Below are 22,888 nucleotides of genomic sequence, written 5' to 3' on the forward strand. Positions count from 1 at the left end.
ACTGGCCAGCCGTCTGCTGCCGGTTGAGCAATGGAAAGGCATTATTGCCGTTAGCCGCGGCGGACTGGTACCGGGAGCCTTACTGGCGCGTGAACTGGGCATTCGTCATGTTGATACCGTATGCATCTCCAGCTACGACCATGATAACCAGCGCGAGCTGAAAGTGCTGAAACGTGCGGAAGGCGATGGCGAAGGCTTTATCGTCATCGACGATCTGGTGGATACCGGCGGTACCGCCGTGGCGATCCGCGAAATGTATCCCAAAGCGCACTTTGTCACCATTTTCGCCAAGCCGGCAGGCCGCCCGCTGGTGGACGATTACGTTGTGGATATTCCGCAGGATACCTGGATTGAACAGCCGTGGGATATGGGCGTGGTGTTTGTACCGCCTATCGCAGGTCGTTAATTCTTCAGGACAGTGCTATTTACCACGCCCGGCTTGCCGGGCGTGGTTTTTTTTATCCTTTAGCAGGTTACAATATCCGGAGTGGCACTACGACGGAGACNGCTGGCCACACGCCTGCTGCCGGTTGAACAGTGGAAAGGCATTATTGCCGTTAGCCGCGGCGGTCTGGTACCGGGAGCACTACTGGCGCGTGAACTGGGTATTCGTCATGTTGATACCGTTTGCATCTCAAGCTATGACCACGATAATCAGCGTGAACTGACCGTGCTGAAACGTGCTGAAGGCGATGGCGAAGGCTTTATCGTGATCGATGACCTCGTCGACACCGGCGGTACCGCCGTAGCCATCCGCGAAATGTATCCGAAAGCACATTTTGTCACTATCTTCGCAAAACCGGCCGGTCGCCCGCTGGTTGATGATTATGTTGTTGATATTCCCCAGGATACCTGGATTGAACAGCCGTGGGATATGGGCGTGGTGTTCGTACCGCCTATCGCAGGTCGTTAATTTCCAGCATAAATGCTAATTACCACGCCCGGTTTTGCCGGGCGTGGTTTTTTTTACCCTTGCGCAGGTTACAATAGCTTCAGTGGCAACATGATGGAGGCTGCACATGTCCCAGGCTAACCTTAGCGAAACGCTGTTTAAACCCCGATTCAAACATCCGGAAACCTCCACGCTGGTGCGTCGGTTTAATACCGGAGCGCAGCAACCGATCCAGTCTGCGCTCAGCGGTAATCACGTTGATCACTGGTATCGATTGATTAACCGCCTGATGTGGATCTGGCGTGGCGTGACGCCGCAGGAAATCCTCGACGTGCAGGCGCGCATCGTCATGAGCGATGCCGAGCGAACCGACCCGGAGCTTTACGATACGGTCGTTGGCTATCGCGGCGGCAACTGGATCTTTGAATGGGCCAAACAGGCGATGGACTGGCAGCAGAAGGCCGGTCAGGAAGCGAATCTGCTCGTGAGTGGTCGTCACTGGCTCCATGCGGCAAACCTTTACAGCATTGCCGCCTATCCGCACATCAAGGGCGACGAGCTGGCGGAACAGGCGCAGGTGCTGGCATACCGGGCTTATGAAGAAGCCGCTCAGCGCTTGCCCGGCAAGCTGCGAGAGCTGGAGTTCTCTATCCCCGGCGCCGCGCCGATCACCGGTTTCCTGCATATGCCGCCAGGCGATGGGCCGTTCCCGACGGTACTGATGTGCGGCGGGCTTGACGCGCTACAGACCGACTATTACAACCTGTATGAAAACTATTTTGCGCCGTTGGGTATCGCTATGCTGACCGTGGATATGCCTTCCATCGGTTTCTCCTCAAAATGCAAGCTGACCCAGGATACCAGTCTGCTGCACCAGTATGTGCTGCAGCATCTGGCTAATGTGCCCTGGGTCGATCATACCCGCGTGGCCGCCTTTGGTTTCCGTTTCGGCGCGAATATCGCCGTGCGGCTGGGCTATCTTGAGTCCCAGCGCCTGAAGGCGGTGGCCTGCCTGGGGCCGATGGTACACGGCCTGCTGGTGGACCCGCTGCATCAGGGGCGGGTGCCGGAGATGTATCTTGACGTTCTGGCTTCGCGGCTGGGGATGCATGACGCTTCCGACGACGCGCTGCGCGTTGAGCTTAACCGCTATTCCCTGAAGGTTCAGGGGCTGCTGGGGCGCCGCTGCCCCACGCCGATGCTCTCAGGCTTCTGGAAAGACGATCCGTTCAGCCCGGAGGAGGAGTCGCGGCTGATTACTTCATCATCATCCGATGGCAAGCTGCTGGAGATCCCGTTCAATCCGGTCTATCGCAATTTCGATCACGCGCTGCGGCAGATCGCCCGCTGGATTAGCCATAGATTTAGTTAATATATTGCTAAATTCTATCGATTTGGTAACGTCATGGCATCACTAAAGGAGATCGCAATGACGTTACCGAGTGGACACCTGAAGAGTAAGCTGATTAAGAAATTCACGGCGCTTGGCCCTTACATCCGTGAGGAGCAATGTGAAGACAACCGCTTCTTTTTCGATTGCCTGGCTGTTTGCGTCAACGTAAAACCAGCGCCTGAAAAACGCGAGTTCTGGGGATGGTGGATGGAGATGGAAGCGCAGGAATCGCGTTTCACCTATAGCTATCAGTTTGGATTGTTCGACAAAGAGGGCGTCTGGCGTCCGGTCGCGATTGACGATCCTGAAGTCACTGAAAAGCTTGAAAAGACGCTACGTGGTTTTCACGAACGAGCCGAAGCGTTGCTGGCGACGTTCAGTCTTAAGCTGGAGCCCGCCGATGATTTTAGCGAACCGGTTAAGCTGAGAGCCTGAGTTCCGGTCAGCGGCTGTCATCCTGCTCGCAATAAAACCCGCGTTTCGACCAGCGCGGGTTTCCTTCCCAGGCAAACCCGCGCTAAATACCGTTTAATACCCGACAGGGTTGACCGACGGCAATCATTCCTGCGGCCAGATCTTTGGTCACCACCGTGCCTGCCCCAACCTTGACGTTGTCGCCCAGCGTGACCGCGCCAATCACCACGGCGTGGGCGCCAAATTCGACGTTATCGCCGATGCGCGGGCTGTCGCCCTCACGGCCCTGACTGTCGGTCACGCTGCCAATCGTGACGCCCTGGCGCAGGGTGCAGTTCTGGCCGATGACCGTTCCCCGATTAATCACGATGCAGTGCGGATGATACAGCTTCAGCCCATAGCCAATGCGCGCTCGCCACGGCAGCTCAATGCAAAATAAACACTCGTTAATCACGATATTGAGAATAACGAAGGGGATACCGCAGATCTTCCACAGAGGATTACGGCTGCGATAGAGCGTCGCCAGACGATAAAGCAGAACCGCGATTTTCGCTTTTATGCCGCCGCAGGATTTGATTTCCCGGGCGACCAGCCTGATAGCCTCAAACATGGTTATTCCTTAAGGTTAAACGAAGCCAGTGAATACCATCCATCACCGGTTTTACCTTCGTTAGCGAGTTGAATACGCGGCTGGCCCTGATAATTGGTCAGGGCCGCTTCCAGACGATATTGGCCGCCCGGGAGTCCGGCAGGCAGCGGCAGCGTAGCGCTGCTGTGATGATCGCCGGGCAGCCACTGGCGAACGTCATCCGCCGTTTTGATTTGCGTAACGGTCGTTCCGGCGTCATTGACTATCCGCCATTGCACAAGGTACGGGAGATAGGCTGGCGCGACGCCGTCGTTACGCCAGGTGACGTTTAGCGTAAGCGGCATGCCGCTGCGTACGGGCGTATCCCATTCCAGCTGACCCACCCGGTAGCGGTAGCCGATTCGCAATAACGCGCTATCAACGATATCGCGATACGCTGCCGGCACCGGACGCGATTTCAGATTCAAGGTACTGGCGTGCTGCGCTAATGCCCAGTCGAAGCTTGCCTGGACCTCTTCGCGGGTATAGTGCTGCACGCTTTCCCACTCCGCCATATAACCGCAAATTTCCAGGCTAACGGGGGCGTGCTGCCAGCTATCATTAAACCCGGACCACGCCGTCTGCGCCGCGGCCAGGCGTTGAGGATAATCATCGCGCATATGGCTCCACTCTGCGGAAAAGTTATGCCAGTCTCCCCAGCAATCCGCGCGCCACCCCGCGCCTTTTTGGCTGGCCCAGGCCAGCGAATTACCGCCGCTGATTAGCATGATTTTGGGCGTTTTCGGGAAGCTGCTGAAGTGCATATCAACGTAGCGATTGAGCTGCTCCGGAGCGTACTTTTCCAGCAACGGCGCAACGTCAGGGAAATTGGAGTTGTGCCATTCCCCCCACGAACCCACCATGCCGATATCGACAAACGCGAGGTTCGGATTGCCGTCATAACGCGCGCCGAGGGCGTTAAGCAGCTTTTGCGCATAGGCGATAAAAGTCGGATCGCTGAGGTCCGGCACAAAGGTTTTGCCATTTTCGACCCATTGTCCCTGAATGCCTTTTTTGATAAGCCAGGCGGGGATTTTCGAGCCCGATTGCGGTTCATCGAGCGCCATGAAACGCAATCCGACGTTCATCGCCGGCTGATGCCGGGCGGCGACGCTGAAAGCACGATCGATCGGCGCAAAATCATAGACGCCTTCTTCAGGCTCCAGATCGCTCCAGTAAAAGCGATCGTATTCAAACCCGGTGTCCGGATACTCTTTCAGAGAAGGCTTCTGGCCATAACCATCGTGGAAACTGGCCACGCCGATCCCTGGGTTCGTTAACAGACCGGTAAAGGCCGGCGGGGTGATAACCGTGCGTTCAGCCAGCACTGCCGCTGAGGGTATGACTCCGGCCAGCAGTAGCGCCACAAGCAGCGCGGCGCGGCGCAGCGAAAAAGAGCTCATCGTTAATTCACTTTATCGTGGAGGTTCACAAACCACGTCCAGATACCGACGTGGAAGTTTTTAAACACATCGATACCCAGCGCGGATTTCAGCATATAGAGCGCCAGCAGCACCGCAAGAATGGCGAACAGCACGGCGATGGTAATCGCCAGGGTGGAGAATATACGCCCGAGCAGCGTACTCTCTCGCGGAATTTTGCGCAGATCGCGGCCGCATAAAAAGACCACGAAATAGCGGCGATGCAGAAAAGGAAAACTGTGGCGAAAATCGATGCGATGGCGCGAGGCCAGGCTCGATCTCACCAGCGCCTGTTCAATACCGCGCTTTTGCTCCGGCGTGAGTGAGGTTTCTGTTTCCGGGTCAAGCGCGGAATAAAAGCGCTCGACGACCAGGTCGGATGTTGATTTAGTCACGGTTGACTCTTATTCGTTAAACGCTGATAGACCTGAGCGGTTTTTGCCGCAATGTCCGGCCAGCGGTATTTGGGCATCAGTTGGCTGTAATCCGCGGTCTCCTCGCCGCGCCAGGACTGGAGCTTTTGCGCCAGCGCGGCGACATTGCCCGTCGGAAAATAGACCTCGGCAGGCAGGCCAATCTCGAGGTTGGCCGGGATATCGCTGACGATAACCGGCAGTGACCAGGACATGGCCTCCAGCAGGGCAATGGGCAGCCCTTCGTGATAAGACGGTAGAACAAAAAGCCCGGCCTGTGAGAACAAAGTGTGCAGCGGATCGCCGCTAATAAAACCGGTCATGATCGCTCCCGGGGTTTCGGCCGCCTGCTTCTTCAGCCGCTCGCTGTACTCATCGGGATGGTCGGCATCGCCAATCAGCACCAGCGGCAGCGAACAGTTCGAGGCTTTGTAGGCGGCAAGCAGATCGTGCAGCCCTTTTTCTTCCACAAAACGGGCGACGGCGACAACGTATTGCCCGGCTTCCAGCGAATACTGATTCAGCGTGGCCCGTCGCGTCTCTTCGGCGGGAAGCTGCGGTTGGCGCACGCCGTTATAGATCACGTTAGCGTTGGTACGGCCGTGTTTGGTCTTAATCAGCGTATTAATCACTTCCGAGATAACAATAACCTCGTTGGCATATTTCACCGCCCATTTCTCACCGAGGCGCAGCATCTCTTTCGCCATTTTGCCCCACTTCTGGCGATCGTAGTCCGGGCCGTGGTGGGTAAAAACGACGCGTTTGCCGAGCAGGCGCAGCAGCGGGACCACCAGGCCTGGGCCGACCGCGTGAACGTGAACCACATTTGAGCCGTCAAACAGGGTGCTGAAGGCGGCCAGCGTAGAGTGAATAATGGCTTCGAATTTACGGCTTTTGGGCGCCCACAGGCTTTTCAACCGCACGCCTTTATATTCGCTACGGCGATAGTCCACGTACGGTGAGCGGGCAATGACGCAGATATCGGCGTGATTCTGGTGATAGATTTCCGGATAGAGATTCTGGCAGTGGGTCTCAACGCCGCCCTGGACGTTCGGAATACCGCGGGTGCCAAGCACCGTCACTTTGAGCTTCATTTCGCTTCCCCCACGAGCTGCTGATAGAGTTCCTGCAGAACCTGCATATGCCGGGCGAGATCGTATTTCTCCTCTAAACGCTGGCGTGCGTTGATGCCCATTTCACGCGCCTGCTGCGGATTGACGGCCAGGCTATCCATGATGCGCGCCAGCGCGTCGGCATCCCCGGGTTCCACCAGATAGCCATCAATGCCATCGCGAATTTGCTCCGGAATGCCGCCGATATTGCCGCCGACGACGGGGCGACCGAACGCCATGGCCTCCAGCACCGACATCGAGCAGTTTTCATAATATTCGGAAGGGACGATCACTGCCCGCGCGCCGCGAATCAACGCGTTGAGCGCGTCTCCGTGGCGCATATAGCCGAGAAATTCCGGACCGCTAAAGCGAGCGCGCAGGTCGCTGCCGAGAGGGCCATCGCCGACGATTTTCAGCGGCATGGACTGCTGCATTTTTTGCTGCGCCAGCGCCAGGGTGGCGACGCCTTTCTCACGGCTCAAGCGGCCGATATAGAGGAAATAATCTCCCGCCGTATCGCCCGGGATCGTGGTGCTGGCATCAATACCGTTGACGATCACATCGATCCGCGACCTGGGTAATTTACGCCGCAGCGTCTGACGCATAAATTCGCTGGGAGCGATAATGCAATCGAGCATGGCGTAATTTTGCGCGAACTTTTGCCAGTAGGCCTCAAGCGAGAGCAGCAGGCTTTTAAAGGTATCGCCCTGCTGGCAACGATGGCGAAAGGCATTGCTCACCGAACCGGTAAGACAGTCATCGCAGACGTGGCCATCGCGTAGCATGGTGTACGATGGGCAGACGATTTTATAATCGTGCGCCGTCAGTACGGTTTTGCAGCCAAAGCGCTTAGCGACGCCAATCAATGCGGGCGTCAGCTGGTGGTAGATATTATGAAAGTGCACAATATCCGGACGCTGCTCCAGCAGCAGGGTGTTGAGCTTATTGCAGGCCTCAGCGTTGTAGATAAAGTCGATGCCCGCTTTGAGCTTGCCCGTCAGCCCGTGGCTTTGATGATAATCCACGTTATGTACGAAGAAGCTTTCCCAGGGCGAAGGCTTATTTTCCGCATGCTGCATGCTGAAGTCGACAACCTGATAGCCCGCTTGCAGCATGGCGTCTCGCTCCTGGAAAAAAACGGTTTCCGCTCCGCCCTTAATAAAAAAGAATTTATTAACGAATAATATTTTCATGTTCTGTCTGGATATGTTTTGGGTTGGAGACGGTCACGGCGGGTTGTTTCAGCGGATCGCGAACGGCGTTAATCAGGCCTCGCACCATACCTGCGGAAAATAACGATAAGTTGATCACGCTCTGGACACCGTCCCGCAGCGACTTATTTTTAATCGCCTTCAGCGCGATAAACGCCAGCAGCGGAAGCAGGGCGATAATAATCACCCCGGGATTGAGCGACAGGAGGCAAATAATCAATACCAGGATATACAGCGTGAATATCAGTTCGTTGCGAACAATCTTAAGCGCGGCGGGGAAATGCTTTTTTCCCCAGCAGTTGCGTAATAGCTCACCCGGCGCCCATAAAAAACCGTTCTTCCAGCGATAGGTCAGCATTTTAAATGTCGGCATGGTATAGGACGCATGGCTAAAATAGGGCGCGGCGAGGCGGTGGAGTTTATAGCCCGCGGCCTGCAAGCGGATCCCCAATTCGGCTTCTTCATAACCGTGAAGGTTAAGATTGGTCAGATAGCCAATTTTCTCGATTGCCGAACGGCGGTAAAGGCCGCCGCCGCCAAGATGATCGGTATCGCCCTGCGGATAGATAAGATGCAGACGCTGCTTGCGCGATTTAAACTCATAGTTAGCGGCGTCATCCATCTCGACGCTGCCCGCCACGCCCGCATATTCGGGATGCGTTTCAAGAAACGCCACGGCGGTGTCGAGAAAACCCGGCTCCAGCTCCATATCGCCGTCCAGCAGCAGCAGATAGTCCCCTTCGCTGAATAACCAGCCCAGCTGGTGGCCCACGCCGCAGCAGCGATCTTTCGCGTTATCGAGGCAGACCACCATCGCGTCTTTGGCGACGGCCAGCTCCCGGGTATTATCGGTGGACAGGCTATCGGCGACGATAATCTGATGCGGGTAAGGCTGCAATTGTTTGCGGACGCTGTCGATCGTTTTTTCAATACCCTGCGCTTCGTTGAGGGTCTTAATGCTGACGGTAATTGATGGCGTTTTATTCATATTGGGTACCGGAGTTCAGACGGACGGAACGATGAATGACAATAAGCGCCCCGAGGGCCAGCCATAATAAAAACTGTAGCATGGGAATGATCATCAGGATCTGGCTGTAGGGAAGGCTGAGCAAACAGCCAATGGCAAAGACGTAAAACGCAGGCGCGGAGCTGAGCAGCTGTAAATCTTCCCGTTTGAGATCGCAGCGGGAAAAGGTCTCTTTGGGCCGCATGCCGATGAGAATAGCGGCAATCATGGCGATAAATAAGATCACGCCGATAATACCGACTTCCCACAGCATCATGCTCAGCGCGGTGGAGTCGAGTATCAGATGATACCAGGCGCCGATATAGCCGGGGGAGACGGTACTGCCGCTGTTGGTAGCGTTCAGACCGTAGCCAAACAGCATCCCGCCGGGGCCAAAAAGCTCGTTATGCTGGAGCCAGAAGAAAATAGTGGTAAACCGACCGAGCTCGCCGCTTTCCATAATGTAATTGGTATCAAAGATATAGCCGAGGGAATCGATAAATACCGAGAGCGCGCTTTTGGTCGGGTCCCCGCCGAAGGCCGACGAGTAATTGGACGCCAGAATGGTGATAGCGGCAAAAATTAGCACCACCATTCCGGCGGCGATAATCATCAACGAGCGCAGGGTGACTTTGCTGATGCCGCTGACGTAAGCGGGCATGATCCACAGCAGCGCCAGTAAGAAAGGCGACAGCAGAATCACGAATTTTACCTCGCCCACCACGCAGAGGAAAAAGGCCAGCACGATATGCGCCGCCATCGACTTGAACGAGCAGATACCGTGCTTAAATTCGGACACCTTCAGCAGCATAATCAGCAGGCAGAACATCCCCATGGCCGCGGTATTGCCGCCGCCCATCGGGTCGCCGCCAAACGTGCCGACCACCGAATCCCACTTTTCATCCTCGCCGCGCAAAGCCACGCGTTTTGGCACCACCACCAGCACCTGATAGATAGCCAGCGGGAACTGGACGTAGAACAGCCAGTAAAATAGCCGGGTCAGGCGGTGCAGCTGCGACTCGCGAAACATGCCGAGCAGCATGCAAAACATCACCAGCGACAGGGCCAGTTCGTTTTTGAAGCCGACGATGGCGGTAACGATGCCGGATTGTAAAACCGTGGCGCAGAGGCTAAGGATGATAAACGTCAGATACAGCGCCAGCACCACCTTCTCGCGCGCGCTAAGCGCCAGCGGCTGCGGCCGGCTTTGCATCATCAGCAGGACCACCATCACCAGCACCATGAAAAAGGGGAGCCACAGCACGGCTGCCACGCCGGTGAAATACTGAATCGTGCCGCAGAAGACGATGGTCGTCAGCGCGAATACCTCCAGATAGCGACCGGTGTTTAGCTGCATATTTTCTGCTCCTGCCGGGAGAGCTGTAGCGCCCGTTTGTTCATTTTCAGCAGGATGAACAGATAGCGAATGCTGGTCAGCACGGAGAACGTCAGGAGGGCTATCTCATAGCGCTGGCCCAATTCAGGCAGCGCGATAAAAGCGACGATAATAATCAGCAGCTGCTCGATCTGAATGCGTAAAAAATAGCGTTTAGAACCAAAGATAAGCTCAATAACGGTCAGCGGACTGACGGCCAGCGCGGCGAACAGATAAGGCAGCATATAGCGTGAGGTCGGAATGGAATTGAGCCACTCCTGACTGAAGCCCAGGCGCATGACCAGCGGATAGAAAATCCAGATCCCAAGGATACAGATCAGCGCCGCGGCCATCAGCAGCAGGCGAATCTTTTTGTACTCCGGATAGTTAAAGGTGCCGTTGCGAAAATCCATCGACCATTTTGAAAAGATGGAGTTGCGCACCGCGTTACCGACAATCATCACCGGTGATAAACAGAAGCGGCTCACCACCGAGAAATAGCCCGCGACCAGCGGTGAAAACCAGATATTTATCAACATCGTCGGCAGATTATTGCTGGCCATCGCCAGCACTTCCGCGCTGCCGACGCGGCTGAGGTGCTGCCAGTGCTGGCGCGCAAAAAGGCCGTTCGCTCGCGGTGAAAAGTGCGCCGGCGTCAGGGTGCTGAAGCGAAACAAACGCAGCAGGCAGAGGCCGAGCAGCAGCAAAATGCCCGCCATCCAGGCAATATAGAACAGCGTGGTATTCGGCATCGCCAGCAGAGCTATCGCCACCACCAGCGACACGGCGATACGCTGGAAGGTGAGGAACTGATAGTTACCGCCGCGCAGCGAGAGGTTCTCGGCGATCAAAACCAGCGCATAGCCGAAGGTGAGCAGGTAGAGAAACGCGATATTGAGATGGAATATCAGTCCGGTGATGACCGCCCACGGCAGCGCCAGAAGCAGGCTTTGCAGCAGGCAAAACACCACGTTCTGCCCCAGCTCATGCTCTTCCTGGCGCGGGATCAGCAGCTGCGACGCAAAGGTGCAAACCTGTGCGCCAATCAGCACGTTGCTGTAGATCATCGCATAGTGCCCGACTTCCGCCATGCCGTAGCGATGGGAAATCAGCCATACGGAAAAAGCGCCGATCGCCTGCGAGAGGACCGAGGAGCTGGCGATTGAAGAAATACTCTTAATTAAGTTCATAATCGCTACTTCGGTGAAATCAGTTCGCCCATGCCGCGCTCGGGCAGGCGTTTGCCCTCCTGCGTCTCCAGGTTCTCTTCTTGCACCCGGTTAAGCATGGTGGCGACAGGCGTTGGCGCAGCGGCTTGCAGACGATGTTGCGCGTCGCGGATGCGCGACGCCTGCTCGCCTGCGTTGACCACCAGCAGGCTGATATCGACGTGCGGCGCCAGCAGCAGGGCGTCCTGGGCTAGCCCGAGCGATGGCGCATCAATAATCAGATAATCGTAGGTCTGCCGCAGCGTCGTCAGCAGCGCCGGGAGCCGTTCAGAAGTGAGCAGCAGCAGGGCTGAGTCGCTGAGTTCGCCTCGCGGCATAAAATCCAGCGTCTCGGAAAGGGGGGCCATCGCCTGGGACGCGGCGCTGCGGCCATCAAGACGCTCGCTGAACCCTGTTTTATGCTGAGGATAGCGCGCGGAGAGCCCCGCGCTTGCCAGATAATCTATATCGATGAGCAAGGTTTTGCCTGACTTAGCGGCGGACCACGCCAGCATTTCGGCAATCAGGCTGCTGCCTGCATCGGCCTGCGCCGAGGTTACCAGTATCGTCCCGCTATGAGTATTCTGGCCGAGCAGCGCCAGGCGCAGGCTGTGGAGCATATCGGCATACAGCAGGTTCTGGAACGTCAGCTTCGCGCTGTTCGCCTGAGGCAACAGCGGAAACTCACCGCTGGCATCAAGGCCCGTTTTGGCTTTCAGTTCGCTGATGCTGTTCACCGTTTTGTCGAGCGCGGTGCTGACTATCAGGTACATGATGTACAGCGCCAGCGCCATCAGGGTCGCCATCACGATAAGCAGACCGCGCTGCGGTTTAGAAGGAAGATTTGGCGGCACGGCGGCATCGTAGATCACTTCATCGGGAACCGAAAAGCTCTCGGAGAGCTTCTGCTCATTCGCCCGCTGATACAGCGATTTATACAGCTCTTCGGTTTTGTTCAGCGCGGTCATCATGGTGTTGTATTTGTCGCGCCTGGCGCCCAGCGCCTGGAAGTCGGCTTTCTGATCGTCGAGCATCTTCTGATAGTGCTGCTCATCGTCCAGCGCAATCTGATACTGCTGACGTAAGCCGTTAAGTAGTTCCCCCAACACCTGGCCTATCTGCCCGTTGACGACCTGCAGCTGGGCCTGAGCCTGAAGATATTTCGGATGCTTAGGGCCATAGTGTTTTGCCGCTTCCGATAAGTTACGCCGCGTCTGGATCAGCGCGATACGCAGATCCTGAATCTGCGGATGACCGGAAATTTCCGGCAGCGAGATGATGGCTTCCGGCGCTTTTCCCTGCTGACGGCGCACTTTGTCCCACACCGTTTGCGCTTTCAGACGGCGCTGGGTGGCGTCGGCCAGATGGTTAATCACGATCCCCAGGCGCTCGGTCTCGTAGCCATCCATGCTGCGAAAGGTCAGCAGGCCATTTTGTTTGAGAAAATCATCGATGTCGGCTTTCTGGCGATCGAGCTTATCGCGCAGATCGTCCATCATTTTCTCGTTCCAGCCCTGGGCCTGAAGTAAGATTTTCTGCTTCTGCGCCAGGCTGTAATCGATAAACGCCTGCGCCACGCCGTTGGCGATATCGGCGGCTTTTTGCGGCGATTTCGCCTCCATCGAAACGGATACCAGCTGCGTGGTGCGCACGCCGGAGATGGTCAGGTTTTTTTGCAGGGCGCGCAGCGCATTATTGACCCGTGCGGCCTCATCAAGATTGTCCCCGCCGTTAAATTCCGGGTCCCGATCCAGCTTTAGCGCTTTTACCGCGGCTTCCAGCACGACGCGGGAGCCCATCAGCGCGTATTTGGTTTCATAGTAATCGCTGCGGGTGGAATCATAGTTTTCCAGCCGCGGCAGGGGGGTAACATCCTGCGACTGCGCTTTAAACAGCACCGTCGCGGTTGCGGTATAGCTGGATGACATAAAGCGCGTCAGGATCCACGACGCCGCGGCAGCCACCACCACCACCACCAGGCACCAGATCAGCTTGTGCTTAATTTTGTTGAAATAAGGCGTGAAGTCGATAAAGCCTTCTTTCTTCTTTCCATTTTCAACTAATGAAATAGCCATATCAGAAGAAACTCATGCCAATGATGATGGTATCTCCGGCCTGTACGGCGGAGTCGGCGGCGACGTTTTCCAGCAGTTTACCGCTGCGAAACTGACGAATGCGGATGTCATGGCGATCGGCGCGATCGGTAAAGCCGCCGGCCAGCGCAATGGCTTTTTCAGCGGTTAAGCCCGGTTCCCAGGCGTAACCGTCCGGTTTTTTGACTTCGCCTAACAGATAAATTTTACGGTATTCGGCAATGCTCACGGTCACCATTGGCGCCTGCAGATAGTTACCGCGCAGCTTATCGGCAATTTCGTTGCCGACCTGTTCAGGCGTTTTCCCTTTCAGCATCAGGGAGCCTATATAAGGATAATCAACGCTGCCGCTATTATCGATTTTTACGCGCATAGTGAGATCCTGCTCGCCGGAAACCGCGATATTGATCTCATCTCCCTGGTCCAGATGATAAACGGCATCCGGCGGCGTTCGGATCGTCTGCGGCGGCGCCGAACAGCCCGCCAGCCATAGCGCCAGAAGAGAAATCACCGCCCGTTTTCCATAGCTAAGGATCATATTTGTACCTGTGTCATAAAAATAATGGCCGAGTCGTTGTAGCCCAGCGTGCGCTCGACCTCATGGTCATAGTCCGGGCCAATATAAAAGGCATCTTTTTCTTTATTAGAATGCATCGTGTTCCATTGCAGCTTCAGCTGAAAATTAACGGATGGACGGTAGTCGTAGTTGAAGGTGAGCGACACGAGGTTTGATCGATCTTTGCGTCCGTTGGTCTGGTGTTTGTAATCCTCTGTAATATAAGAGTAATCAACCAGAGTGGAGAACCTGTCGACCAGCCAGTGGTGCTCATAGCCCAGACCGAAATTTGATACCAGAATATAGCCGCCGGAGTCGGTGGGATCTTTTATTCGTTGTGAACTATGTAAGTTGAGCTTTATCTGTTCAAGTGGTTTCCAATCGGCGTTAATATCCCAGTTCAGGCCGTTGAATCCCTGCGAGTCGGGATTATGGATAAAATCTTTATACAGCCAGGCGACGTTGCCGTGGATCTCGGTCTTGCCGGAAAGACGATTTTTCATGCCGACCAGCAGATAATATTCATTACTGTCTTTTAACGGGTTGAGCTCATAGCGACGCTGGTTGGTAATAAAACTGTAGCGATAGCGCAGCGTTTTGGCTTTTTGATCAAAAAGCTCGGCGACCAGGCTGTTTTCATGCCACTCCTGATCGTGCATGTAATAATGAAAGTCGGCGCTGGCGTCCTCAATGCTGTCGAGATTGCGAAAGCGCAGCTGCTTATGCATTAGCGCAACTTCTGCTTTACCGCGCCCTTCCGGCGCCCCGTAGCTATAGCGCAGTTCACTGTTAAAGAAGCGCGTGGCGATGGGCTTATTAATGCCAAACTCTTTAAACTGCTCGGGGAGAAACCCCTCGGTGGTATCGCGGCCGCGCTCTTCATGGCCGAACGTTTCATCGAGATCCAACGACAGTCCGTGCATGCTTCCGAAGCGCCACTTGCCGTTAAACATAAAAAAATGATTGTCGCGGTTATCTGCGCTATCGCTGGCGTAGCGGCGGTAATCGCCGGAGTACATCAATAAATAACGGTCCTCGTAGCGTTCGCCGATGGCTTTGAAAATCGGCTTAACGCCTTGATAAGCGGAGCCGATTTCATTCCCGCCGTAGCGTTGCCAGGTCACGTTGTCATTGTAACCGACGTCATAACCCACCTGGCTCTCGAAATCGATGCCAGCCACACCGGTATGTGGTTTTGCCTGCAGGTCAGCCCATGCGTAAGGCATCGCCAGCAAACCTGCGAGGAAAGTGAGTTCAGAACGCATTCTTCCCCACAAATCCGCGGAAAAACGTTAAAAACACAATTTTAATGTCCAGCAGCAGCGACCACGACTGAATATATTCCAGATCGTACTGAATGCGTTTTTCCATTTTATCAATCGTGTCGGTTTCGCCGCGAAAACCGTGTATTTGCGCCAGCCCGGTAATGCCGGGCTTCACTTTATGGCGGATCATGTAATTTTCCACCAGCACGCGATACTGCTCATTATGCGCGACCGCGTGAGGGCGTGGGCCCACTATCGACATGGTTCCCTGTAGCACGTTAAAAAATTGCGGCAGTTCGTCAAGAGAGGTTTTACGTAAAAAGGCGCCGAAGCGGGTAATGCGCGGATCGTTACGCGTTGCCTGGGTCACTACCGCGCTGTTTTCCATCACGCGCATGGTTCTGAACTTCCAGACGGGGATCTGTTTACCGTTCAGGCCGTAACGGTTTTGTTTAAACAGCACCGGGCCCGGCGAAGTCAGCTTAATGCCGATCGCCACCGCCAGCATGACCGGCAGGCTGACCAGGGTAAAAAAAGCGCCAAGCACGATATCTTCTATACGCTTGAGTACCGCGCCTTCGCCTTCAAACGGCGAGGTAAAAATGCTGATCGTCTGAATATTGCCGAACATCCGCAGTTGAGAAATATGTGAGCTGTAGGAAAACAGGTCCGGTACCAGAAACACATCTACGGTGGTGTCGGAAAATTCATTCAAGAACTGGCGAATACGCTGCTGGGCGACCATCGGCAGGGCAATATAGACTTCATCGATTTCTCCGGCTTTCGCCAGCGCCAGCAGGTCTCGTGAGTTGCCTTTTTTCTCAATGCTGAGCAGGCGACTGTCGCGCTGCACGGCGCGGTCCTCAAAGAAGGTGATGTCAATCCCGTCGTGGGTATACTCCTTAAACAGCGCCTGCTCGATGGCCAGCCCGGCTGGCGTTATGCCTAAAATAGCCACCTTGAGTCTGGATTTGAAAAAATAGCGGCTGGAGATAACGCGAATCAGAAACATACTAATAAATATGGCAATCGAGCACAGCACAATAATTTCAGCTAATCGCACCGCGTTTGTGCTGGCGTGATTGTTCAGTAATAATTCGGCGCTTACAAACAATAAAAATGATAACAAGCCGCTTATACTGACGCTGAAAAACAATTTAGTTAATTTTTTTAAATACTGGCCTTTAAACTGACCAGAATATAGCTGAAAGTGTTCATTGGCTCTGATAAAAATCAGTGAATATATTATGCCCAGGAACAGAGAGGCCGTTGAGGGTTCGACGAAAAAGTATTTTAAATAAGCGAAAATGAACAAGTTGACGGCAATAAAATCCAGTAGCTTCATCAGCTTACTATAGCGGGCGTTGTATATTTTAATGGTGCTATCCGTCATCTTTTTGCTCGTTTTATAGTCAATAAAATGATGTCCTGTCCTTCTTTAAAGCTGAATTTATGTCTATGAATCTATTCAAAAATTAAGCTTTAGCTCGGCGTTGATTATTGTAGCCTACGATTAATCTTATGTCGAACCTGCCCCGGACTGAGAGGAGATAACTTTTCCTGACGTGCAATAATATTTTTATCATTGCCTGAAGCATAAAAATGGCGGTTACGATTAAATAGGGGCGGAGAGACCCGGGTGGCAAACGAATGGCCGTCAGGGCTACAGTTCCTGGCCGATCCGCACTTGAGCGTTAAAAAATCCGCGCCAGCGGGGCTGGCGCGTTTATCGGCTAAATCCCAATGCACATGTATTTGATTTCTAAGTAATCCTCGATGCCATACTTCGACCCTTCGCGGCCGAGACCGGAAGATTTCACGCCGCCGAACGGGGCGACCTCGGTGGAGATCAGGCCGGTGTTAATCCCGATAATGCCGTACTCCAGCGCTTCGCCGACGCGAAAGACGCGGCTCAGATCGCGAGCGTAGAAATAGGCCGCCAGGCCGAATTCGGTGTCGTTGGCCTGAGCAATAACATCCGCTTCATCTTTAAAGCGGAATAGCGGGGCGAGGGGGCCAAAGGTCTCTTCTTTCGCCACTTTGGCATCACCGGGGACATCCACCAGAATCGTTGGCTGAAAGAAATTTCCGCCGAGCTCATGAACTTTCCCGCCGGTTACTATTCGCGCGCCTTTGCCCAGCGCATCGGCGATATGCTCCTGTACTTTGGCGATCGCTTTCTCGTCAATCAGCGGCCCGATGGTGACGTTGGGCTGCAGGCCATCGCCGATTTGCAGCTTACTCACCGCCTGCTGAAGCTTTTCGGCGAAACGATCGTAGACGCCATCCTGGACATACAGGCGGTTGGCGCAGACGCAGGTCTGCCCGGCGTTGCGAAATTTGGAGGCCAGCGCGCCTTCGACGGCTTTATCCAGATCGGCGTCATCAAAAACGATAAACGGTGCGTTGCCGCCGAGCTCCAGTGAGACCTTCTTGATATCTTTCGCGCACTGTTCCATCAGCTGGCGGCCAATTTCCGTCGAGCCGGTAAACGAGAGTTTGCGCACCAGCGGGTTACCGGTGAGCTCATTGCCGACTTCACTGGCCGAACCGGTGACCACGTTAAACACGCCCTCGGGGATCCCGGCGCGGTTGGCGAGCTCCGCCAGCGCCAGGGCGGAGAACGGGGTCTGGCTGGCGGGCTTGAGCACCATCGTGCAGCCTGCAGCCAGCGCCGGACCCGCTTTACGGGTGATCATCGCCGAGGGAAAATTCCACGGGGTGATAGCGGCGGTTACGCCAATCGGTTGTTTAATCACCAGCAGCCGCTTGTCGGCCTGATGGCCGGGAATGGTATCGCCGTAGATGCGCTTGCCCTCTTCGGCAAACCACTCGATAAAGGAGGCGGCGTAGCTAATTTCACCTTTTGCTTCTGCCAGCGGTTTACCCTGTTCCAGCGTCATCAGGCGCGCCAAATCGTCCTGATGCTCCATCATCAGCTCAAACCAGCGGCGCAGGATAGCGGAGCGTTCTTTGGCGGTAAGGGCGCGCCATGCGGGCAGCGCGCCGGCGGCGGCATCGATAGCCTCGCGGGTTTCTGCGGCGCCCATTTTGGGCACGCTGCCCAGCTGCTGGCCGTTGGCGGGGTTCGTGACCGCAAGGGTCTCTTTGCTGCTGGCGTCGCGCCAGCGTCCGTTAATCAACGCCTGCTGGCGAAAAAGGGTAGGGTCGTTAAGTTGCATGGTTGCGTCCTGTCGTAAACTGTTTTAGCAGTGAATGCGTCCGGCTCGGCTGGGCCTGCCGTTTATAGAAGCTCCCGGCAGACGCAGCGGCATCAAACACCTGTCCCTGTTTAGTGTAGACGAATGCGTTCAGAGAACCGGGAGCAATGCTGGGTGATACAACAATAACCACAAATAATTTACGGATATTTGAACTGGCAGAACGTTATTGTGCAAACAATGCTGTATTTTTTATGCTCAATCCGCAAGAAAGGAGCGCTCTATGTCACAGCAAGAACGGTTTTGTCAGGCCTGTGGAATGCCGATGTCCGCCGGGGAGGCGAAAAGCGCAAGCGACGAGTACTGCGCCTGGTGCTGCGATAGCGAGGGGAAGCTTAAATCCTGGGAGGACGCCGTCTCCGGCCTGGCCGAGTTCCTCGATTCCTGGCAGAAGGTCGGCCCCGCGGAAGCGCGCAAGCGGGCGATGCGCTACTTAACGGCCATGCCCGCGTGGGCCCATAAAGCGGAAGAGTAACCCGCAGCCCGGAGCGCAACACTCCGGGCTTTTTTAGCGCGATCAGAACTTCCAGGAGACGCTGCCGACGATACTGCGCTCTGCGCCAAAGTAGCAGTAAGAGAGCGAGTTACAGGCGGCAACGTAGCTCTTGTCGGTCAGGTTATTCACGTTCAGCTGGGCGCTGAGGCCTTTAATTCCCACCTTCGACAGGTCATAGCCGATCGCCATATCCACCAGCGTATAGGACGGCAGAGTGTGCGTATTCAGGCGGTCGCTGGTAATGCCGTTGACGTAGCGCACGCCGGAACCCAGCGTCAGGCCATCCAGCGGGCCGCTTTTCACATCATAGCTCAGCCAGGCGCTGGCCTGATTGCGCGGCGCGTAAACGGCACGCTTGCCTTGCTCTTCCGGGCTGCTTTTCTTATAGCGAATGTCGGTGTAGGTATAGGCGGCCTGCAGGCGGAAGCTATCCGTTAGCTGGCTTATCGCCTCCAGCTCCACCCCTTTCGACTCAATTTCACCAATCGAACGATACGGATCGGTCGGCTCTTCTTTGGTGGCGATATTGGTCTGATTGATGCGGAATACCGAGGCGCTGAACTGGCTGTTCATTCCTTCCGGCTCATACTTCAGCCCGGCTTCCCACTGCTTGCCTTTCATCGGATCCAGCACGTTGCCGTTTTCGTCGGCGAAGCTGGTGGGCGTAAAGGCGGTGGAGTAGCTGATGTACGGGGCAAACCCGTTATCGAACAGATACAGCAGCGCGGCGCGGGTGCTGAAGTTGTTCTTATCCAGATCGCTGCGCGTTTGATTAAGCTTATCGATGTTGGAGACGCTGACCTGGTCGTAGCGCCCGCCGAGGGTCAAACGCCAGCGCTCCCAGGACATTTGATCCTGTAAATAGTAGCCGGTCTGGCGCAGCTTGTGCTTCTCGCGGCTGTACATGGTGATGTAATCCGGCTTCGCGCCGTAGACCGGATTAAAAGCGTCAATGGCCGGGAATGCGCCATAGTAGCCGGTGGTGTCGTTGCTGCGGTCCTGATAGTCGATCCCTATCAGCAGGCGATGGTTAACGGCCCAGGTATCGACGCTGCCGTCGAGCTGGTTATCGAGGGTGATGGCGTTCATCTTTTCGTCCGAGCCGGAATAGCCGCGGTTCAGCTCGGTTTCGTTCAGCCAGCCCGCGGCATAAACCTGATTCAGCTCGACTTTGGTATGCAGGTAGCGCAGCTTCTGCCGCACCGACCAGCCGTTATCAAACAGATGCTCGAAGTTGTAGCCGACCATATTTTCGCGGCGATCGTACTTGTCGTAGTCATCTTCTCCCTCGAAGAAGGTGTTAGCGATTTTCTTGCCGTAGTGCGGCACCACGGTACCTTCATAGGGGAGGCCCGAGTGGCTGCCGCCCTCCGGGTCGCGATGCAGATAGGCCATTAAATCAAGGCGCGTCTGGTCGGTGATGCGCCAGGTCAGGCTGGGCATAATCGCGTAGCGCTGCTCTTTTAAGGTATCAAACTGCGAGTCTGCATAGCGGGTCATGCCGCTTAAGCGCGCCGCCACGCGATCGTTATCGTCCAGCGCCCCGGTAACGTCAAACGCCGCCCCGCGCTGGTTGTTATTCCCGGCAAACAGCTTAATTTCTCCGCCGGGATCGAATGAGGGTTTACGCGAGGTGAGGGCGACGATGCCGCCGGGCGAAGAGCGGCCGTACAGCACCGAGGCCGGGCCGCGCACCACTTCGATATTTTCCAGGAACCACGGATCGACCACCAGCGAGCTGTGCGAGTTGGTATCGCCCATCATTTTCAGGCCGTCGAGATAGACGTTATCCAGGCTGCCGTCGGAGAAGCCGCGCAGGACGATATAGTCAAAGCGGTTGGAGGCGCCAATCTGGTTGCTGTAAACCCCGGGGGTATAGCTCACGGCCTGGCGGACGCTGATCGCGCCCTGTTCTTCAAACTGCTCGCGCGTGATAATAGACACCGATTGCGGGGTCTCTATATCCGGGGTGGCAATTTTGGTCGCGCCGCTCTGCATCTGCGAAGTGACCACGATGGTTTCGTTTTTTGTTGTTTCCTGGGCCAGCAGCGGGAAGGCGACGCCGCCGGTCACCCATCCTACCAGTAGCGCCAGGCGAGTTTTCGCAAACATGAACATCTCCAAAGGCATTTCTAATTGTTAATAAGAATTATTACCTTTTTGATGCTGTCTATAGCTATGCGCAATGCCAGGATACGTATGCGCGCTGCCAAAGCCGCTGACTATTTTTCGCAAAAAGGGGAAAAATGGATTAGCCCGGCTTTTGCACATCGCAGGGCGAGATGCCGTAGCGCCGACGAAAAGCGGTAGAGAAGTTGGTGGCGTGCTGGTAGCCCGACATCCAGGCCGCCTGCTGCACGCTATAGCCCTCCAGCAGATAGCTTCTTGCCCGCGCCAGGCGGCAATCGCGCAGGTAGTCAAAAACCGAACAGCCGTAGGCCTGGCGAAACTTACTGCGCAAGCTGCTGGAGCTCATCGCCGCCCGCTGGGCCAGCTCATTGAGGGTGTAGTCGTTTTCCGGCGCCTGCTCCAGCAGGCGGCGAACTCTCTCCAGCCGCTGCTGTTCGCCGCCCGCCGGGGCGACGTGCTTCGCGCTTTCATCCTGACAGACGCTCAGTCCATGGCCGAACAGCTGCAGGATAAGCCCTTCCAGCATCAGCTGTCGGGACACGCGACTCAGCGCGCTCTGCTGCGCGTACTGCAGTCCGCTCAGCAGAAAACCCGGTATCTGCCAGATAAGCGTTGGCGTCTGGCACCTTTCCCACTCGCGCATCAATGAATCGAGCAGGCCATCGCGCCAGGTGCCGTCCGGGTAGAGTCCGAGGGAGAGCGTACGGAGCCGGCTGTCGGCATCGTGGCGGGCGCGCATGGCCTGATGTTCGCTAAGGCGCGAGGTGAAGGCCATCCCGGAACGCACCAGGTGCTGCTCCCCGTTGAGGGTCAGCGCGACGCAGCCTTCCAGCACCACCAGCATATAGAGCGGGCTACTGTGGCGGGAGGTGGTCTCATAAGGCTGCAATACGTGAACATCAGAATGGGTGACGCACATGCCGCAGGGCAGGGTCATCTCTTCCACTTCTCCCCGCAGCACCGGGCTGGCGTGCGGAGGCTCCGGCTTTTGCAGCAGCTGCGGGAAGCGGTAGTCGATACCGTATCGTTCACCAAACGCCATAAACTCGCTGACGGAGAAGGTTTTCCTCAGCGCCTGGCGGGCGGGTTCGTTCTGCGTAGTTGTCTTGTTCATGCGGTTTTCGGCACCGGAGAGGGCGTCATCGGATGACGTCACCTTATCACTGCGCGGGCAGGGCGACAATAAAGATGAGAATCATTATCAACTTTTGCGCTGCGGCACAGAAGGCGCGCGGACGGCCGCTATCCGTGCGCCAGCGGCAGGGATCAGGCGTCAGCGTTGTCCAGCGGCCAGGAGTCGAACAGGTAGCCGTCGAAGTAGATATCATCGACGTTGGAGAACTCCAGCAGGCGGCGTTTGACGTTTTCCAGATGCTGCCACATGGCAAGCTTGGCCGCCCGGGCGTCTTTTTTGATTAAGGCGGCGAGGATCCGTTTGTGATCCACCAGCCACTCCTGACGGTAGTGGGTATCGCCGAGATGGCGGTGCAGCTGGATCCACATGGGGTTATTTTCCCGCCACTGCCATGACTGCCTGAACAGCTCGACCAGCATACTGTTGTGGGTCGCTTCGGCAATGGCCAGATGAAACTGCATATCGCCGCTTTCGGAGCCGCCCGGCGCGCTGCTGGCCAGCTCGCGCTCTTCCAGCTGCAAAGCCTGGCGCATTTTGATGATATCTTCCCGGGTTGCCTGCAGTGCGGCAAATTCGGCGATATTGCTCTCCAGCAGCTGGCGGGCCTGCAGCAGTTCAAACGGACCGGCATCATTGCAATGATTGATGTCCGCGCTCTCCGCCGCGCCTTCTCCGACGGCGTTATCGAGCACGTAGATCCCGGCGCCGCGGCGCACTTCGACCAGCCCTTTAATCTCCAGCATGATCAGCGCCTCGCGGACCACGGTGCGGGTCACGTCCAGCATCTCGGCGATTTCGCGTTCCGGCGGTAAGCGATCGCCGGGGTTATAGGGCGTCTGGACGATCAGATTGCGGATCAACGCGCCGACTTCCTGATAGGGTCTGTGCTGAGAAGTTTGTGATTTCATGATGTTATGTT

At 55.8% G+C, this 22,888-nt stretch carries 21 protein-coding genes; 5 read left to right on the forward strand and 16 right to left on the reverse strand.

What is annotated here, in order from left to right; translation table 11 throughout:
- The 4 genes from gpt (FQK12_RS13830) to crl form a co-directional block, all read left to right on the forward strand.
- The coding region (gene gpt / locus FQK12_RS13830; protein WP_261393115.1) for a xanthine phosphoribosyltransferase at nt 1-406 on the forward strand (406 nt) is incomplete at its 5' end.
- 81 nt (nt 407-487) lie between these two features.
- Nucleotides 488-913, forward strand: a complete 426-nt coding sequence (gene gpt / locus FQK12_RS13835; protein ID WP_261393116.1) for a xanthine phosphoribosyltransferase — start codon at nt 488-490, stop codon at nt 911-913.
- A gap of 106 nt (nt 914-1,019) precedes the next feature.
- Complete coding sequence (frsA, locus tag FQK12_RS13840) at nt 1,020-2,264, forward strand: esterase FrsA (RefSeq protein WP_014228037.1); 1,245 nt, start codon at nt 1,020-1,022, stop codon at nt 2,262-2,264.
- 57 nt (nt 2,265-2,321) lie between these two features.
- Nucleotides 2,322-2,720, forward strand: coding sequence for a sigma factor-binding protein Crl (crl, locus tag FQK12_RS13845; protein ID WP_004847949.1), 399 nt, complete (start codon nt 2,322-2,324; stop codon nt 2,718-2,720).
- Between the two features lie 82 nt (nt 2,721-2,802).
- On the opposite strand, the gene FQK12_RS13850 is transcribed toward crl, so the two are convergent.
- The 13 genes from FQK12_RS13850 to gabD all read right to left on the reverse strand — a co-directional run bounded on the left by FQK12_RS13850 (nt 2,803) and on the right by gabD (nt 18,169).
- Nucleotides 2,803-3,309 carry a serine acetyltransferase gene (locus FQK12_RS13850; RefSeq protein ID WP_014228038.1) on the reverse strand — a complete coding sequence of 169 codons (507 nt, stop codon included), beginning with the start codon at nt 3,307-3,309 and terminating at the stop codon, nt 2,803-2,805.
- 2 nt (nt 3,310-3,311) lie between these two features.
- Complete coding sequence (locus tag FQK12_RS13855; RefSeq protein WP_014228039.1) at nt 3,312-4,730, reverse strand: DUF4832 domain-containing protein; 1,419 nt, start codon at nt 4,728-4,730, stop codon at nt 3,312-3,314.
- 2 nt (nt 4,731-4,732) lie between these two features.
- Complete coding sequence (locus FQK12_RS13860) at nt 4,733-5,143, reverse strand: hypothetical protein (RefSeq protein WP_014228040.1); 411 nt, start codon at nt 5,141-5,143, stop codon at nt 4,733-4,735.
- Nucleotides 5,140-6,255: a glycosyltransferase family 4 protein gene (locus tag FQK12_RS13865; protein WP_014228041.1), complete on the reverse strand. Its 1,116-nt coding sequence runs from the start codon at nt 6,253-6,255 to the stop codon at nt 5,140-5,142. The genes FQK12_RS13860 and FQK12_RS13865 overlap by 4 nt, the downstream gene beginning before the upstream one ends.
- Entirely contained in the window at nt 6,252-7,466 is a 1,215-nt protein-coding gene (locus FQK12_RS13870; protein ID WP_014228042.1) for a glycosyltransferase family 4 protein, read from the reverse strand. Before FQK12_RS13870 ends, FQK12_RS13865 begins: the two co-directional genes overlap by 4 nt.
- Entirely contained in the window at nt 7,447-8,472 is a 1,026-nt protein-coding gene (locus tag FQK12_RS13875) for a glycosyltransferase (RefSeq protein WP_014228043.1), read from the reverse strand. Before FQK12_RS13875 ends, FQK12_RS13870 begins: the two co-directional genes overlap by 20 nt.
- Entirely contained in the window at nt 8,465-9,847 is a 1,383-nt protein-coding gene (locus tag FQK12_RS13880) for a hypothetical protein (protein ID WP_014228044.1), read from the reverse strand. The genes FQK12_RS13875 and FQK12_RS13880 overlap by 8 nt, the downstream gene beginning before the upstream one ends.
- Nucleotides 9,838-11,055, reverse strand: coding sequence for a lipopolysaccharide biosynthesis protein (locus FQK12_RS13885; protein ID WP_014228045.1), 1,218 nt, complete (start codon nt 11,053-11,055; stop codon nt 9,838-9,840). Before FQK12_RS13885 ends, FQK12_RS13880 begins: the two co-directional genes overlap by 10 nt.
- A 5-nt stretch (nt 11,056-11,060) precedes the next feature.
- Entirely contained in the window at nt 11,061-13,148 is a 2,088-nt protein-coding gene (locus FQK12_RS13890) for a GumC family protein (RefSeq protein WP_014228046.1), read from the reverse strand.
- A 1-nt stretch (nt 13,149) separates the two neighbouring features.
- On the reverse strand, nt 13,150-13,704 hold the full coding sequence (locus FQK12_RS13895; RefSeq protein WP_004847971.1) for a polysaccharide biosynthesis/export family protein: 555 nt from the start codon (nt 13,702-13,704) through the stop codon (nt 13,150-13,152).
- Nucleotides 13,701-14,987 carry an outer membrane beta-barrel protein gene (locus tag FQK12_RS13900; protein WP_014837483.1) on the reverse strand — a complete coding sequence of 429 codons (1,287 nt, stop codon included), beginning with the start codon at nt 14,985-14,987 and terminating at the stop codon, nt 13,701-13,703. The genes FQK12_RS13895 and FQK12_RS13900 overlap by 4 nt, the downstream gene beginning before the upstream one ends.
- A complete protein-coding gene (locus FQK12_RS13905) occupies nt 14,977-16,380 on the reverse strand; it encodes an undecaprenyl-phosphate glucose phosphotransferase (RefSeq protein WP_014228048.1) in 1,404 nt (467 codons plus the stop codon). The genes FQK12_RS13900 and FQK12_RS13905 overlap by 11 nt, the downstream gene beginning before the upstream one ends.
- Before the next feature lie 340 nt (nt 16,381-16,720).
- A complete protein-coding gene (gene gabD, locus FQK12_RS13910) occupies nt 16,721-18,169 on the reverse strand; it encodes an NADP-dependent succinate-semialdehyde dehydrogenase (RefSeq protein WP_014228049.1) in 1,449 nt (482 codons plus the stop codon).
- 262 nt (nt 18,170-18,431) lie between these two features.
- Between gabD and FQK12_RS13915 the strand changes: the two genes are divergently transcribed.
- A complete protein-coding gene (locus FQK12_RS13915) occupies nt 18,432-18,683 on the forward strand; it encodes a zinc ribbon domain-containing protein (RefSeq protein WP_038423350.1) in 252 nt (83 codons plus the stop codon).
- A gap of 42 nt (nt 18,684-18,725) precedes the next feature.
- Here the strand turns inward: FQK12_RS13915 and foxA are convergent, their stop codons facing one another.
- From foxA to uxuR, 3 genes are all read right to left on the reverse strand, one after another.
- Entirely contained in the window at nt 18,726-20,834 is a 2,109-nt protein-coding gene (gene foxA, locus FQK12_RS13920; RefSeq protein ID WP_086073898.1) for a ferrioxamine B receptor FoxA, read from the reverse strand.
- Nucleotides 20,835-20,955: 121 nt separating this feature from the next.
- Nucleotides 20,956-21,948: a helix-turn-helix transcriptional regulator gene (locus FQK12_RS13925; RefSeq protein WP_014228052.1), complete on the reverse strand. Its 993-nt coding sequence runs from the start codon at nt 21,946-21,948 to the stop codon at nt 20,956-20,958.
- 152 nt (nt 21,949-22,100) lie between these two features.
- Entirely contained in the window at nt 22,101-22,877 is a 777-nt protein-coding gene (gene uxuR, locus FQK12_RS13930) for a Uxu operon transcriptional regulator (RefSeq protein ID WP_004847986.1), read from the reverse strand.
- Nucleotides 22,878-22,888: the final 11 nt, after the last annotated feature.

The organism is Klebsiella sp. ME-303 (assembly GCF_007910085.1).
Taxonomy (GTDB): domain Bacteria; phylum Pseudomonadota; class Gammaproteobacteria; order Enterobacterales; family Enterobacteriaceae; genus Klebsiella; species Klebsiella michiganensis.

Excerpts from the sequence above, each read along its gene's own strand:
- FQK12_RS13870 (WP_014228042.1), bottom strand. The coding sequence starts at position 7,466 with ATGAAAATATTATTCGTTAATAAATTCTTTTTTATTAAGGGCGGAGCG.
- crl (WP_004847949.1), top strand. The coding sequence starts at position 2,322 with ATGACGTTACCGAGTGGACACCTGAAGAGTAAGCTGATTAAGAAATTC.
- FQK12_RS13865 (WP_014228041.1), bottom strand. The coding sequence starts at position 6,255 with ATGAAGCTCAAAGTGACGGTGCTTGGCACCCGCGGTATTCCGAACGTC.
- FQK12_RS13850 (WP_014228038.1), bottom strand. The coding sequence starts at position 3,309 with ATGTTTGAGGCTATCAGGCTGGTCGCCCGGGAAATCAAATCCTGCGGC.
- FQK12_RS13905 (WP_014228048.1), bottom strand. The coding sequence starts at position 16,380 with ATGACGGATAGCACCATTAAAATATACAACGCCCGCTATAGTAAGCTG.
- foxA (WP_086073898.1), bottom strand. The coding sequence starts at position 20,834 with ATGCCTTTGGAGATGTTCATGTTTGCGAAAACTCGCCTGGCGCTACTG.
- FQK12_RS13885 (WP_014228045.1), bottom strand. The coding sequence starts at position 11,055 with ATGAACTTAATTAAGAGTATTTCTTCAATCGCCAGCTCCTCGGTCCTC.
- FQK12_RS13925 (WP_014228052.1), bottom strand. The coding sequence starts at position 21,948 with ATGAACAAGACAACTACGCAGAACGAACCCGCCCGCCAGGCGCTGAGG.
- FQK12_RS13915 (WP_038423350.1), top strand. The coding sequence starts at position 18,432 with ATGTCACAGCAAGAACGGTTTTGTCAGGCCTGTGGAATGCCGATGTCC.
- FQK12_RS13900 (WP_014837483.1), bottom strand. The coding sequence starts at position 14,987 with ATGCGTTCTGAACTCACTTTCCTCGCAGGTTTGCTGGCGATGCCTTAC.
- FQK12_RS13855 (WP_014228039.1), bottom strand. The coding sequence starts at position 4,730 with ATGAGCTCTTTTTCGCTGCGCCGCGCCGCGCTGCTTGTGGCGCTACTG.
- FQK12_RS13890 (WP_014228046.1), bottom strand. The coding sequence starts at position 13,148 with ATGGCTATTTCATTAGTTGAAAATGGAAAGAAGAAAGAAGGCTTTATC.
- FQK12_RS13880 (WP_014228044.1), bottom strand. The coding sequence starts at position 9,847 with ATGCAGCTAAACACCGGTCGCTATCTGGAGGTATTCGCGCTGACGACC.
- FQK12_RS13875 (WP_014228043.1), bottom strand. The coding sequence starts at position 8,472 with ATGAATAAAACGCCATCAATTACCGTCAGCATTAAGACCCTCAACGAA.
- uxuR (WP_004847986.1), bottom strand. The coding sequence starts at position 22,877 with ATGAAATCACAAACTTCTCAGCACAGACCCTATCAGGAAGTCGGCGCG.
- gabD (WP_014228049.1), bottom strand. The coding sequence starts at position 18,169 with ATGCAACTTAACGACCCTACCCTTTTTCGCCAGCAGGCGTTGATTAAC.
- frsA (WP_014228037.1), top strand. The coding sequence starts at position 1,020 with ATGTCCCAGGCTAACCTTAGCGAAACGCTGTTTAAACCCCGATTCAAA.
- FQK12_RS13895 (WP_004847971.1), bottom strand. The coding sequence starts at position 13,704 with ATGATCCTTAGCTATGGAAAACGGGCGGTGATTTCTCTTCTGGCGCTA.